Source organism: Sagittula stellata E-37 (assembly GCF_039724765.1).
In the GTDB taxonomy this organism is placed as follows: domain Bacteria; phylum Pseudomonadota; class Alphaproteobacteria; order Rhodobacterales; family Rhodobacteraceae; genus Sagittula; species Sagittula stellata.
The window spans coordinates 2,512,477-2,524,848 of record NZ_CP155729.1; the positions used below are offsets into that span (position 1 = coordinate 2,512,477).

Below are 12,372 nucleotides of genomic sequence, written 5' to 3' on the forward strand. Positions count from 1 at the left end.
GCCTAGCGGCTGTGTCGGGAGATGCCAGCGCGAAACCGTCGGCTCCCGTCATTTTCGCGACGGCGGGACAGGGGCGTACGGCGGCCCCTGCCATTATGCGTTTGCAGGCGGACGGGATCGGTGCTCAATGTGTGGCGGGTTGCGCGACCGGTTCCGTACGCGCTCGACACCCCTGGGGCCGGCTCTCGGATCAGAAAATGAACCGCGACAAGATGGGCCAGAGGGGGTGGCGCAAACACCCGGTCTCAGGGCAGAAAGAGCCCGGGCGGATCGGACGCCGCCGCCATACGCAAGGAGGTCACATGCGATATCACAGTCCCACGAGTTTCACGGACGCCGCAGGCATTGCTGCGGGGGCGTCCGGGCTGACGCGGTTTCTGGCCGGCGGTACGGATGTCCTTGTGCAGATGCGGGCGGGCATGGTGCAACCCGACGACCTGATCGACCTCAAGAAGATCCCCGGGGTTGGCGACATCACCCGCACCGATGACGGCGGCTGGCGAATCGGCGTCGCGGTGCCGGGTATTGCCCTCGGGGCCAACGCGGGGCTTAAGACAGACTGGCCCGGTGTGGTCGAGGGCATGGAACTGGTGGGCTCCACCCAGATCCAGGGCCGTGCGACGCTGGCCGGGAACCTGTGCAACGGCTCGCCCGCTGCGGATTCCGTGCCGGGTCTCGTGGCGGCCGGTGCAACGGTCGAGATCACCGGCCCGGAAGGCACGCGGACCCTCCCGGTGGAAGAGTTGCCCGCGGGCCCCGGCAAGACGCACCTCGCAAAAGGCGAAATGGTCAGCGCGATCCTGCTTCCGCCGCGCGGACAGCACGGTGGCGACGCTTACCTGCGTTTCATTCCACGGACCGAGATGGACATCGCCGTGGTCGGCTGTGCGGTCAACCTGACCCTCGACGGCGACACGATCAAATCCGCGCGCGTCGCCCTGGGGGCCGTGGCGCCCACTGTGATCCTCGTCCCGGAGGCTGCAGAGGCCATCATCGGCACCACGCTCGACGACGCCGCCATAGCGAAGCTAGAATCCGTGGCCAAAAGCGCTGCCAAACCGATCAGTGACAAGCGCGGCACCTCGGAGTTCCGCGTGGAGATCGCGGGTGTTCTGGCGAAACGTGCCGCGCGCATCGCCTACGCCCGCGCGAAAGGAGAACAGGCATGAGCAAGATCCATGTGACAACGACGATCAACGGCGATCCGGTCGAATTCCTCGCCGACCCGCGCGAGACGCTGCTGGACTGTCTGCGCGACAAGGTCGGGCTGACCGGCTCCAAGGAGGGCTGTGGCACCGGCGACTGCGGCGCCTGCAGCGTCGAACTGGACGGGACGCTGGTGTGCTCCTGCCTGGTGCTGGGCGTTGAGGCCGACGGCAAGTCGGTTTCCACCATCGAGGGCATGGCATCGGACAACGATCTGCATCCGCTCCAGCGCAAGTTCATCGAACACGCGGCGCTGCAGTGCGGGTTCTGCACTCCGGGCATCCTTGTTGCGGCGAAGAAGCTGCTGGAGGTGAACCCTGACCCGACCGAGGAAGAGACCCGCTATTGGCTGGCGGGCAACCTGTGCCGCTGCACCGGTTACGACAAGATCGTGCGCGCCGTGATGGATGCGGCGGCTGAAATGCGTCAGGAGGTGGCGTGATGGCGAAAGACGGATTGAACGAATTCAAGCTGGTCGGCACGCGTCCTGACCGTCCCGACGGTCTCGACAAGGTGACGGGCCGGGCGCGCTACGGTGCGGATTTCTCGCTGCCGGGAATGCTGTGGGGCGCTGTCGTGCGCTCGCCGCATGCGCATGCGAAGATCGTGAAGATCGACGCCACGAAGGCGCTGGCGATGGAAGGTGTGAAGGCCGTGGTAACGCGCGCCGACTTCCCCGAAGGACTGAGCGGCGAGGACTGGGACCTTCAGGAGAACACCATCGCAGGCGAGAAGGCGCTTTACGATGGCCATGCCGTCGCCGCCGTCGCCGCCACGTCGAAGCTGATCGCCGAAGACGCGGCGCGGCTGATCGAAGTCGAGTACGAAGTCCTGCCGCATGTCATCGACGTTGACGATGCCATGGCCGAGGGCGCGCCGGTGATCCGTGAAGGCGCGGCCGATCCGACCGTACCCGAAGGGCTCCACCCCAACGTGGTGAAGTACATGGAGTTCGGGCACGGCGACGTGGAGAAGGGCTTTGCCGAGGCCGACATCGTCCGCGAGAAGTCCTACAAGACAGAGGCGACTCACCAGGGCTACATCGAACCGCACGCCTGCGTCGGGCAGATGGGGCGCGACGACAAAGGCGAGATGTGGGTCTGCACCCAGGGCCAATGGTTCATCCGCAAGATGTGCACCGCGGTTCTGGGCGTCGAAGCGTCGCAATTGCGGGTGACACCGTCCGAGATCGGCGGCGGCTTCGGCGGCAAGACCACGATCTTCATGGAACCGCTGTCGCTGGCACTGTCGCGCAAGGCGGGCGGGCGTCCGGTCAAGATCGTCATGAGCCGGTCCGAGGTGCTGCGCGCCACGGGTCCGACAGCGTCGGCAAGCATGGACGTCAAGATCGGCATGAAGAAGGACGGCACCATCACTGGCGCCCGGGCCGAGTTCCGGATGCAGGGCGGCGCCTTTCCGGGCGCCCCGGTGGACATGGCGCTGTACTGCGCTTTTGCCGGTTACAAGCTGGAGAACGTGCAACACATCGGCTACGACGTGCTGGCCAACCGCCCGAAGTGTGCGGCCTACCGTGCGCCCGGCTCGCCCATGGGTGCGTTCGCCGTGGAAAGCCTTGTCGACGAGATGGCCGCCGAGCTTGAGCTTGACCCCATCGCCGTCCGTCAGAAAAACGCGGTCCGGTCCGGTGACAAGGCCTCCTACGGTCCGAAGTTCGGCTCCATCGGCCTTGTCGAGGTCCTCGACGCGCTGAAGGACCATCCGAACCTGCAGGCCGAACTAGGCGAGAATCAGGGCCGTGGCTTTGCCGTGGGCTATTGGTTCAATCACAACGGCGAAACCTCGGTCTCCATGGCGATCGGCGAGGATGGCACCGCGCAGGTCTCTATCGGTACGCCGGACATCGGCGGCAGCCGGGCCTCTGTGTCGCTCATGGTCGCCGAGACGCTCGGCATCCCCTACGAGGACGTGCGCGTCAACGTTGTGGAAACCGGCGCGCTTGGCGTGAACGAACCGACCCACGGCAGCCGCGCCACCTTTGCCACGGGCAAGGCCGCGGTCGAGGCTACGGGCCACGCCATCAAGGAAATGTGCCGCCGCGCCGCCGCCGAATGGGGTATCGACGAGGACGCTGTGGAGTGGGTGGACGGTGCCGCTCAGCCCGCCGGACCCAATGCCGGCAAGTTCCCCCCGATGACCATCAAGGAAATCGCGGGCAACATGGGCAGCACGGGCGGCCCGATCTCTGGTCACCATGAATCGGTGCCTGACGGTGTCGGCGCATCCTTCGGGGCCCATGCCGTCGATCTGGAGGTCGATCCCGAAACCGGGCGCGTGACCATCCTGCGATACCTCGTGGTGCAGGACGCGGGTCGGGCGATTCACCCGTCCTACGTCGAGGGCCAGTACCAAGGCGGCGCTGCGCAGGGTATCGGCTGGGCATTGAACGAGGAATACGTCTACGACGACAAGGGCCGTCTGGCGAACCCCATTTTCCTCGACTACCGGGTGCCGGTCGCATCTGACCTGCCGATGATCGACACGGTGATTGTCGAGGTGCCGAACCCCGGCCATCCGTTCGGTGTGCGCGGTGTTGGCGAGACGGGTATCACCCCGCCGCTGCCAGCCATCGCCAACGCCATCGCGGACGCCGTGGGGGTGCGGATGACGCATCTCCCGATCAGCCCGCCAAAGCTCCTTGCTGCGCTGAAGTCGCGCTGATGGCGCAGGTGACGGTCCACCTGTGGTCCGGCCTGCGGCGCCTGACGGACGGCGCCGAAACGGTCGAGGTCGAGGCCTCGACCGTGGGCGAGGCACTGGATGCGCTGGCGACGGCGCATCCGGGCGTCAAACCTGTACTGGATGCCGGCGTCTCCGTTGTCATCGACGGCGAGATGACCACGTCACGCCACCAGCAGATCACGCCGGACAACGAGATCTACCTGATGCAAAGACTGAAAGGCGGCTGACTTCGCTCGCCCGGATGCCGGCGGCTGGTGTCCGGATTCTTCTGGAGTGGTCGTCTTGGATGGCGCACATCGCCTGTGGCGGCATGTCTGTTGCCATCCCGGCATCCCCGCATTGTGCATGCCATGAAATCGACTGGGTAATTGGGGTGCATTCGTGGACCTGAATGGTCCAATTCCGTTCGTGCTTGCTGGGCACAGCAAAGCGGACTGGTACATGCCCAGAAACATCCGGTTCGAACCTGTAATCTTAAGAAACGCGGTCTCTTCGCTGCGCAATTCCGGCGTCTCATGCCGTACAATCCGCGTTGCGATGTCTCACGAGTGGCGATGCCGCCTTTGTGACGCCGGGTTTGCAGTCACATGCGTTGCGTCGGAAAAGCCAAAGCAACGGAAACGGATTGAATAATTATTCGAACCCATTTCGAACGTATTGTGACGCGAAGCCATGTGCCCCGACGCAGGCACGCACCCGGACAGAAGGACACTGGACGACTGTTGAGAGCATCGACACGCTCGTCATCGGCGCGGGACAGGCCGGCGTCGCCATGAGCAAACACCTGTCATGTCACGATATCGCGCATGTCGTTCTCGAAATGGACCGGATCGCCGAGCGCTAGCGGACAGGCCGCTGGGATTCGCTCGTTGCGAATGGTCCGGCCCGGCATGATCGCTTTCCCGGTATGGCCCTCGACGAGGGTGGAGAGGCCTTCGTCCACAAGGACAGCGTGGCCGACTATTTCGAACGTTATACGACACGCATTCAGGCGCCCGTCCCATGCGGGGTCGAGGTGAGGCGAGTCTCGCGTCTGGAGGGCCGCACGGGATTTCGGTTCGAGACCACACATGGCGTCTACGAAGCGCAGTCCGTCGTCAGCGTGACGGGACCGTTCCAAGTGCCTGTGATCCCGCCCGTGATCCCCAAACAGACGGCTGTGCAGCAGATCCACTCCGCCGATTACCGAAGTCCTGACGCCCTTCCACAAGGTGCAGTGCTGGTGGTCGGCGCCGGATCGTCGGGTGTACAGATCGCGGATGAGCTCAACATTGCAGGGCGCAAAGTCTATCTCTCGGTCGGCCCGCACGACCGGCCGCCGCGCCGCTACCGTGGTCGCGACTTCGTCTGGTGGCTTGGCGTGCTGGGCAAGTGGGACATGGCGGCGCCAGCGCCGGGCACCGATCATGTGACCATCGCAGTCAGCGGTGCGCGCGGTGGCGAGACCGCCGATTTCCGCAGGCTGGCGCATGACGGGCTGACCCTCGTCGGGCGCACCGAAAGCTGTGAGGACGGCGTCCTGCGGTTCGCGCCCGATCTGATCCCGAACATCGCGCGCGGCGATGCCAACCTGCTCTCGCTCCTTGACGAGGCCGACGCATACGTGACCGCAAACGGTCTCGATCTGCCGGAAGAGCCCGAGGCGCGTGTCTTTCCGAATGACCCGGACTGCATGACCAATCCGCTGACCGAGCTGAACCTGTCACAGGCGGGCGTCGGCACGGTGATCTGGGCGACGGGCTATGCGCTCGACTACAATTGGCTGGACGTGGATGTTCTGGACGACACCGGGAAACCCCGCCATCAGCGCGGTGTTTCGTCGGTGCGCGGCTTGTATTATGTCGGATTGCCGTGGTTGTCCCGGCGCGGATCGAGCTTCATTTGGGGTGTCTGGCACGACGTGACGCATGTGGCCGACCAGATCGCCATTCAGAGCGCCTACGAAACCTATGACGCGCAGGCCGGCGGCCTTGGCGCGGCGGAAGAATGAGAAGGACCCGCAAGGTGGCCCATACCCGCATACGCAAGTTCAACACGCGCGAAACCTACCCGGAGCAGTCTTTGGACAACGATCTGTGTCAGGCTGTCGTGACACGCGGCGGCCGGACCGTCTGGCTGCGCGGCCAGTGTCCGCAGGACCTCGACACGGCGCAGAACATCGACAGCCACGACCCGGTCGAGCAGACGCACAAGGTCATGCAGAACATCCGCCAGTTGATCGAAGAGGCGGGCGGTGAGATGGCGCATCTGGTGAAGGTGGTCGTCTACATCACCGATGTTCGGCATCGCGAAGCCGTCTATCGAACGATGGGCGAATGCCTGAGGGGTGTCCACCCGGTGTCGACCGGCCTCGTGGTACAGACGCTTGCCCGGCCCGAGTGGCTGGTCGAGATCGACGGCATCGCAGTCATTCCCGACGAAGAGGGCTGAGGTCATGACGTTTTCCCTGGTGGGCCGCTGCGCCGAAACCGGCATGTTCGGTATCGTGATCTCTTCGTCTTCACCGGCCGTTGCGGCGCGGTGTTCCTATGCCCGGGCGGGCGTTGGAGCGGTGGCCTCTGGCAGCAGCGCGGCAGAGGCCGTCCGGACCGTACGACGGGACGGATCTTTCATGGATTACCGGCAAGTTCTGGCCGTGGACGCCAAGGGCGGAACCGCGATCCATTCGGGGTCCCGGGCGCTGGGAATCTGGACGGAGGCTCAGGCGCAAGACGCGGCGGCATGCGGCAACCTTCTGGCGAACGACGGCATACCGCGCGCGATGGTAGAAGCCTACGCCAATGCGACTGGCCACATCGGCGACAGGCTGATCACCGCGTGCGCGCCGGACTGGCCGCGGGCGGCGAGGCTGGCCCCGTGCATTCCTCCGGGCTGAAGATCGTCGACACGGTGTCCTGGCCTGTAGCCGATTTGCGTTGCGACTGGACGGAAGACTGCCCGATCGAAGCCGTCGCTGCCGCGTGGGACGTCTACAAACCGCAGCTAGACGCCTACGTGCAAAGAGCGCTCGACCCGCGCGAAGCGCCATCTTACGGAGTGCCCGGCGATCAGTGACCTTTGACGGCGCGACCGGAGAGCTTTGGTTTGGACGTGTCATCGATCAGGGAAACTTGTGGGTTGGGCCGGTCAGTCGGTTTGATCGGCTGGCTTGCCGTTCAGAAGACCGGTATTTATGCCGACAGGTGCGCGGCGCCTGTTGGCGTTGAGGGTTTCTCTCGCAGCAGAAAGTGGACTGTCCGAGATGTCGTCGCTTAGGTTCAGGACCCATTGATTTGGTTGAGCGAGCGTGATTCACCGTTCGAAAACGAGCGGTGAACATGTCTGATCTCTACTGGTTGAGCGATGCGCAGATGGCGCGTCTGGAGCCTTACTTCCCCAAGTCGCACGGCAAGCCCCGGGTTGATGACCGGCGCGTTCTGAGCGGTATTATCTTTATCAATCGCAATGGATTGCGGTGGCGAGATGCGCCAAGGGAATACGGCCCGCACAAGACACTCTACAACCGCTGGAAGCGGTGGAGCGATAGAGGCGTCTTCGCCCGGATCATGGCCGGGCTGGCGGGCGAGCATGGTGAGGAGACGACCGTGATGATCGACGCAACTCATCTGAAGGCCCATCGCACGGCGTCCAGCCTGGGCGTGAAAAAGGGGGGCGTGGACGGCTGATTGGCCGGACGAAGGGAGGCATGAACACGAAGTTGCACGCCGTCTGCGACAGCCATGGCCGGCCCATCGACCTGTTCCTGACTGCCGGCCCCGTCAGCGACTACATCGGGGCGCGTGCGCTGGTCGGCGGGCTGCCAGACGTGAAATGGCTGCTCGGAGATCGCGGCTACGATGCCGACTGGTTCAGAGAAGCCTTGCAAGACAAGAAGATACGCCCTTGCATCCCGGGCCGGACGAAACGGAAGACGCCCGTCCCGTACGACAAGCGCAGGTACAAGCGTCGCAACCGGATCGAGATCATGTTCGGCAGGCTCAAGGATTGGAGACGGGTGGCGACCCGTTATGACCGATGCCCAAAGACCTTCTTCTCAGCGATCGCACTCGCTGCGACCGTGATCTTCTGGCTTTGAGAGAGAACGAGTCCTGACCCTAGGCGACGGACGGCGCGTGCATTTGGGTCTCGGCAAGGACGTCTGTTTTTCAAGCCATTGGCGGCGGCGCGTCCATGCCCGGTACATGGTCGTCTGCGAACAACGCACGGCAATGCGCACGGAATGTCGAGACCAGCCGGGTCGGCTGGCGCCGGGCGATCCGCAGCAAGCCGATCCGCATCGGCTGCGGGTCCCCCTCGATGCGCAGCAGAGAGACGTCGTGCCCGTCCATTGCCCGTGTGGATCGCGGGCGCACGTTTGCAATGGCATAGCCGAAGTCGTTGGCCACCAGCGTCCGGATCACGTCGGCATGCGGAATGCGCGCCACGATGCGCGGGGTCAAACCCTCGCGCGCAAACAGTCCCATGAAATAATCGCGCGACAGTGGCAGGTCCAAAAGGATGAGCCCGTGACCGGAGAGGTCCTCCAGACTGACCGACGGCCGATCTGCCAAGGCATGGCTCTGCGCCACCATGGCGTAGGGGGGCAGTTCGGCCAACGGCTCGAATTCGAACTCGTCAGGGACCATCAGGTCATAGCCGAGGGCCACGTCCAGTTCCGCGCTCTCCAGCCTGTTCAACAGGGTTTCCTGGTCTGCCACGCCTGGCAGCACCTGGGTGCCCGGATAGCGAGCGGTGAATTTCTGCGACACCTCTGGCAGGATCATCGGCGCCAGCGTCACGAGGCATCCGAGCGCCAGCGTCCCGCGCACGGTTTCGGTGGCTTCCGATGCGGTCTCGTAAAGCCGGTTCGCCTTGTCCAGAAGGAGCTTTGCTTCCGCCAGCACCTGCCGCCCGACCGGCGTGAGAGACAGTCCCTGCGCGTGCCTGCGCAGGAAAAGCTGCGCGCCCAGTTCACGTTCGAGTTGGGAAATGGCGGTGGAGATCGACGGCTGCGAAATGTTTATCCGTTCGGACGCCAGTTTTATCGACCCGGATTCGGCGGCGGCGATGAAATACTCGATCTGACGGAAGGTGAACCTCATCGTGCCTCCGGTGGCGTGTCCCGCATGGCGCGGCGCGGTCGTGTCGGACATCTGTTAGGCTGTGGCCCGATGCAATGTCACCCCGAATGTGGACAGGCTTGCAGTCCCGACCTTGCATCGGGATGATCGTCGCGCGACCGATACGCGCCCCATGGCTGCGGTCGCGGTCATTCCGGCGGGACTTCGGCGGCGCCGTTCTCATTCGGGAAGGTCGACCGCCAGAGGGCGACGAATTCCCGCCGCTTGTGCTGGTCGAGACCGACCAGCAACGATGGCGTAAGCGCGATGGGCCGGAGGCTGGTTTCCGGCGTTTCCAGCAGGCGCAGCGCCTCGGGGTCTTCCTGGTCGGTCTGCGCAATCAGATGTTCCGAACGCAAGGACGCGCGACCGGAAGCGGACAGCAGGAAATCCAGGAACGCCCCGGCCAACTCCGGCTCGTTGGCGCGCCGGGGGATCAATGCGGCACGGGACAGGACCAGCGTGTAGTCGTCTGGCGCAACAGCGACGATGTCCGGGTTTTCCTCCGCCCGGGCCATCGCGTACGAGCCAAGGACATTATAGGCGATCAAGTAGGTGCCGTTTGCCACACCGTCGATCAGCTCGGCCGAGCAGCAGGTCGCTATGGCCCCACTGCGTCCGAAGGCCTCGATCAGGCTGCCGAACGTCGTCGCCTGCTGCGCGTCGGCGAAGGCGAAAAGATACCCCAACCCCGAGGCCTCGATGTCGTAGGTGGCGACCCGTCCACGAAACCTGCTGTCTTCCGGCCGCAAGAGGTCGATCAGGTCGAACCGCGAACGCGGCACCTCGGACCCGCTGAGCAGACGCTTGTTGTAGACGATCACGGCAAGTTCTCGGGTGATGCCGAAGACCTCGTCACGCCAGTTGGCGACCTGGGGAAGGCGGGCCGTCGCGGTCGAGCGGTGCGCCGTGGCACAGCCGTCATTGGCAAGCTTGACCTGGAGATCGACGGCAGAGCTGATCACCATGTCGGCGGCTTGTGCGCCCTTTTGGCATTCCGCCCGGGTTATCTCGTACAAATCGTTGGAGCCCCATTGCTCATAAAGTATCCGCGGGCTGCCCGGGCGCGACGCGAAAAGGTTCAACACCGCCTCGAAGCGGGCGATATCGGTTGTGCCACGCACCAGAAGATCGCGCGTCGCTTCGATGGGGCCATACGACTTGACGGCTTCGGGCACCGGCTGGGCGGTCGCCCCGCCAGCGAGCAACATGGTAAACGCCAGACCTAGCAGCCTCATGCCTCTGTGCCCCTCACACTCGGCAGCTCCAAGTATACCTCGAACCGGTCTGCGGCGGGGCGCTGGATCGTCATCCGTCCGCCGTGCGCCTGGGCCACCGCGCTGACAATGGACAGTCCCAACCCGGCGCTGGTGGAGGACACGCCCGAGCGTTTCGCAAAGCGTTTACCCGCATCTTTCCACATCTCTTCCGCCATTCCATAGCCCCTGTCGCGCACGCCGAGGCAAAGCGTTGCGCCGTCGTCGCGCACGAAGACGGTGATCGGCGGCTTGCCATAGGCATTAGCATTGTTGATCAGGTTCTTGCAGGCCTCGACCAGCGATAGCGCGTCTCCGTCGCAGACCGTCGGTGCCTCGGGCAGGTCGATACGCACGACGGCCTCCGCGCCTGGCATGGTCTGGTCGAACTGGTCGACGGCGTCGCTGGCAACCACCCGCAGATCCACGGGCGCCATGTCGACACTGTCGGCACGGTGAATGATCATCGCGTGGTTCAGGAGCTGGTCCGTCAATCGGCTGAGGTTCCGCGACCTTTCGTATATCTTCTCGACGATCTGAAGCTGATCCTGGGGATCGGTCTCCTCGCGGGCCAGCTCGGCCTGTGCCCTGAGCGCCGCAATCGGCGTGCGAAGCTGGTGCGACGCATCGGCGATCAGAGTGCGCATGACCCTAAGCTGGCGGTCGATCCGTCCGATAAACCGGTTCAGTGCCGCGACCAGGCTGGCAATCTCCTGCGGCACCTCGACATCGACGGGTGTCAGGTCACGGCTCGAGCGGGCAGCGAAGTCGCGCTCGATCCGGCGCAGGGGACGCAGGGCGGAGTTTACCGCCAGAACGGCCAGCGCTGAAATCACCAGTCCGACAACGGCCACCGCCAGCAGTGCGTTGCGCGTGATCTGTTGCGCCAGCTCGCGGCGTGCCTCGGTGGTCTGGCCGACGACAACGTCCACGGCGCCCAGGAAGGAGCGCTCGGCGATCTGCCGTCTGACATGTACGTATCGCGCTGGTTCGCCCGCGAAACTGCCGTTGAAAAAACCTCCGGCGCGCTCGGGCAGCACCACGCTGTCGTAGCCGGTGACCAGCCGTCCGGCATTGTCGAAGACCGCATAGACCACTCGATCCCTCGGGGCCAGCGACAGAAGTTCGAAAGCGGATACCGGGATATCGACGATCACCTCTCCGTCCCTGAGCCCCAGCGATCCGGCAATCTGGTTGGCCGCGCCGATCAGCAGCCTGTCAAACGATTGCTGCGCCGCGCTGCGCCCGTAGGCATAGGCCGCCAGCGACACGGCCACACCGCCTATGGCGAGAACCAGAACCAGTGCCGCGCCGAGCCGGAAACTCAGAGATCCGTGCAGCCGTGTTCCGTTCAGCGGCTCAGTCCCCATCGACCAGCTGATAGCCGAGCCCACGCAGTGTCTTGATCGTGATCTGGCTATTGCAGAGCTTCTTGCGCAAGCGGCCGACATAGAGCTCGACAGCATTCGGGCTGACGTCTTCGTCGTTGAAGGCATACATACGTTCGAGCAACTTGTCCTTCGGAACCACCCGTTCGCGGTTGGCGAGCAGGATCTCCAGTACGTTGAACTCACGGCGGACCAGCGCCACCGGGCGACCCTTGACCTCCACCGTGAGGCCGGCCGGGTCGAAGGTGATGTCGCCGAACTCGATGACGCCCGAGCGGTCCACGTCCTGCCTGCGCAACATCGCGCGGACGCGGGCGTGCAATTCGCGCAGATCGAAGGGCTTGATCAGGTAGTCGTCGGCCCCCTTGTCGAGCGCCGCGACGCGGTCCTCGATGTTGGAACGTGCGGTCAGCATCATCACGGGCGTGGGTGTGCCGCGGCTGCGGAGGCTGGACAGAATGTCGGTTCCCAGTCCGTCGGGCAGGCCGATATCGAGGATGATCACGTCGTAGTCCTGAACAGCCAGTGCGCCCAAAGCGTCCTCGACCGAATTCACATGATCCACTGCATCGCCGCGATGCCCGAAGCTCGCAACGATGGCATCCGCAACATCCGCTGTGTCTTCGACCAGAAGCAGACGCATATCGGCAAACAATCCTCCCTGATTCAGCATCCTTCAGTTCCGGGGAAAAAACCAGCCGGTTCCTTGAAGCCCGCGCACAG

At 64.3% G+C, this 12,372-nt stretch carries 10 protein-coding genes and 2 pseudogenes; 8 read left to right on the forward strand and 4 right to left on the reverse strand.

What is annotated here, in order from left to right:
- The first annotated feature begins 302 nt into the window (after positions 1–302).
- The 8 genes and pseudogenes from ABFK29_RS11925 to ABFK29_RS11960 all read left to right on the forward strand — a co-directional run bounded on the left by ABFK29_RS11925 (position 303) and on the right by ABFK29_RS11960 (position 7,981).
- Positions 303–1,169, forward strand: coding sequence for an FAD binding domain-containing protein (locus tag ABFK29_RS11925; RefSeq protein WP_005863077.1), 867 nt, complete (start codon positions 303–305; stop codon positions 1,167–1,169).
- Positions 1,166–1,648 carry a (2Fe-2S)-binding protein gene (locus ABFK29_RS11930; protein WP_005863078.1) on the forward strand — a complete coding sequence of 161 codons (483 nt, stop codon included), beginning with the start codon at positions 1,166–1,168 and terminating at the stop codon, positions 1,646–1,648. Before ABFK29_RS11925 ends, ABFK29_RS11930 begins: the two co-directional genes overlap by 4 nt.
- Positions 1,648–3,885 carry a xanthine dehydrogenase family protein molybdopterin-binding subunit gene (locus tag ABFK29_RS11935; protein ID WP_005863080.1) on the forward strand — a complete coding sequence of 746 codons (2,238 nt, stop codon included), beginning with the start codon at positions 1,648–1,650 and terminating at the stop codon, positions 3,883–3,885. The genes ABFK29_RS11930 and ABFK29_RS11935 overlap by 1 nt, the downstream gene beginning before the upstream one ends.
- The gene (locus ABFK29_RS11940; protein ID WP_005863082.1) at positions 3,885–4,133 is read left to right on the forward strand and encodes a MoaD/ThiS family protein; all 249 of its coding nucleotides are present in this window, start codon (positions 3,885–3,887) and stop codon (positions 4,131–4,133) included. The genes ABFK29_RS11935 and ABFK29_RS11940 overlap by 1 nt, the downstream gene beginning before the upstream one ends.
- Before the next feature lie 545 nt (positions 4,134–4,678).
- Positions 4,679–5,896 (forward strand): annotated as a pseudogene (locus tag ABFK29_RS11945) (flavin-containing monooxygenase).
- 14 nt (positions 5,897–5,910) lie between these two features.
- Positions 5,911–6,336, forward strand: coding sequence for a RidA family protein (locus ABFK29_RS11950; protein WP_040605092.1), 426 nt, complete (start codon positions 5,911–5,913; stop codon positions 6,334–6,336).
- A gap of 4 nt (positions 6,337–6,340) precedes the next feature.
- Positions 6,341–6,960, forward strand: a pseudogene (locus ABFK29_RS11955) (DUF1028 domain-containing protein).
- A gap of 263 nt (positions 6,961–7,223) precedes the next feature.
- Positions 7,224–7,981, forward strand: a protein-coding gene (locus ABFK29_RS11960) for an IS5 family transposase (RefSeq protein ID WP_085983406.1) whose coding sequence is annotated in 2 segments (ribosomal slippage) — positions 7,224–7,545 and positions 7,545–7,981 — 759 coding nt in all. Because the reading frame shifts where the segments join, the coding sequence is not laid out codon by codon here.
- Positions 7,982–8,051: 70 nt separating this feature from the next.
- Here the strand turns inward: ABFK29_RS11960 and ABFK29_RS11965 are convergent.
- The 4 genes from ABFK29_RS11965 to ABFK29_RS11980 form a co-directional block, all read right to left on the reverse strand.
- Positions 8,052–8,987, reverse strand: coding sequence for a LysR family transcriptional regulator (locus ABFK29_RS11965; RefSeq protein ID WP_040605093.1), 936 nt, complete (start codon positions 8,985–8,987; stop codon positions 8,052–8,054).
- A 167-nt stretch (positions 8,988–9,154) separates the two neighbouring features.
- On the reverse strand, positions 9,155–10,243 hold the full coding sequence (locus tag ABFK29_RS11970; protein WP_040605094.1) for an ABC transporter substrate-binding protein: 1,089 nt from the start codon (positions 10,241–10,243) through the stop codon (positions 9,155–9,157).
- On the reverse strand, positions 10,240–11,631 hold the full coding sequence (locus ABFK29_RS11975) for a sensor histidine kinase (protein ID WP_005863096.1): 1,392 nt from the start codon (positions 11,629–11,631) through the stop codon (positions 10,240–10,242). The genes ABFK29_RS11970 and ABFK29_RS11975 overlap by 4 nt, the downstream gene beginning before the upstream one ends.
- The gene (locus tag ABFK29_RS11980) at positions 11,621–12,322 is read right to left on the reverse strand and encodes a response regulator transcription factor (RefSeq protein WP_005863098.1); all 702 of its coding nucleotides are present in this window, start codon (positions 12,320–12,322) and stop codon (positions 11,621–11,623) included. The genes ABFK29_RS11975 and ABFK29_RS11980 overlap by 11 nt, the downstream gene beginning before the upstream one ends.
- Between the last annotated feature and the right edge of the window lie 50 nt (positions 12,323–12,372).

Bases quoted from the DNA above. Each gene is read 5' to 3' on its own strand.
- ABFK29_RS11925 (WP_005863077.1), top strand. From the start codon at position 303: ATGCGATATCACAGTCCCACGAGTTTCACGGACGCCGCAGGCATTGCT.
- ABFK29_RS11930 (WP_005863078.1), top strand. From the start codon at position 1,166: ATGAGCAAGATCCATGTGACAACGACGATCAACGGCGATCCGGTCGAA.
- ABFK29_RS11935 (WP_005863080.1), top strand. From the start codon at position 1,648: ATGGCGAAAGACGGATTGAACGAATTCAAGCTGGTCGGCACGCGTCCT.
- ABFK29_RS11940 (WP_005863082.1), top strand. From the start codon at position 3,885: ATGGCGCAGGTGACGGTCCACCTGTGGTCCGGCCTGCGGCGCCTGACG.
- ABFK29_RS11965 (WP_040605093.1), bottom strand. From the start codon at position 8,987: ATGAGGTTCACCTTCCGTCAGATCGAGTATTTCATCGCCGCCGCCGAA.
- ABFK29_RS11970 (WP_040605094.1), bottom strand. From the start codon at position 10,243: ATGAGGCTGCTAGGTCTGGCGTTTACCATGTTGCTCGCTGGCGGGGCG.
- ABFK29_RS11975 (WP_005863096.1), bottom strand. From the start codon at position 11,631: ATGGGGACTGAGCCGCTGAACGGAACACGGCTGCACGGATCTCTGAGT.
- ABFK29_RS11980 (WP_005863098.1), bottom strand. From the start codon at position 12,322: ATGCTGAATCAGGGAGGATTGTTTGCCGATATGCGTCTGCTTCTGGTC.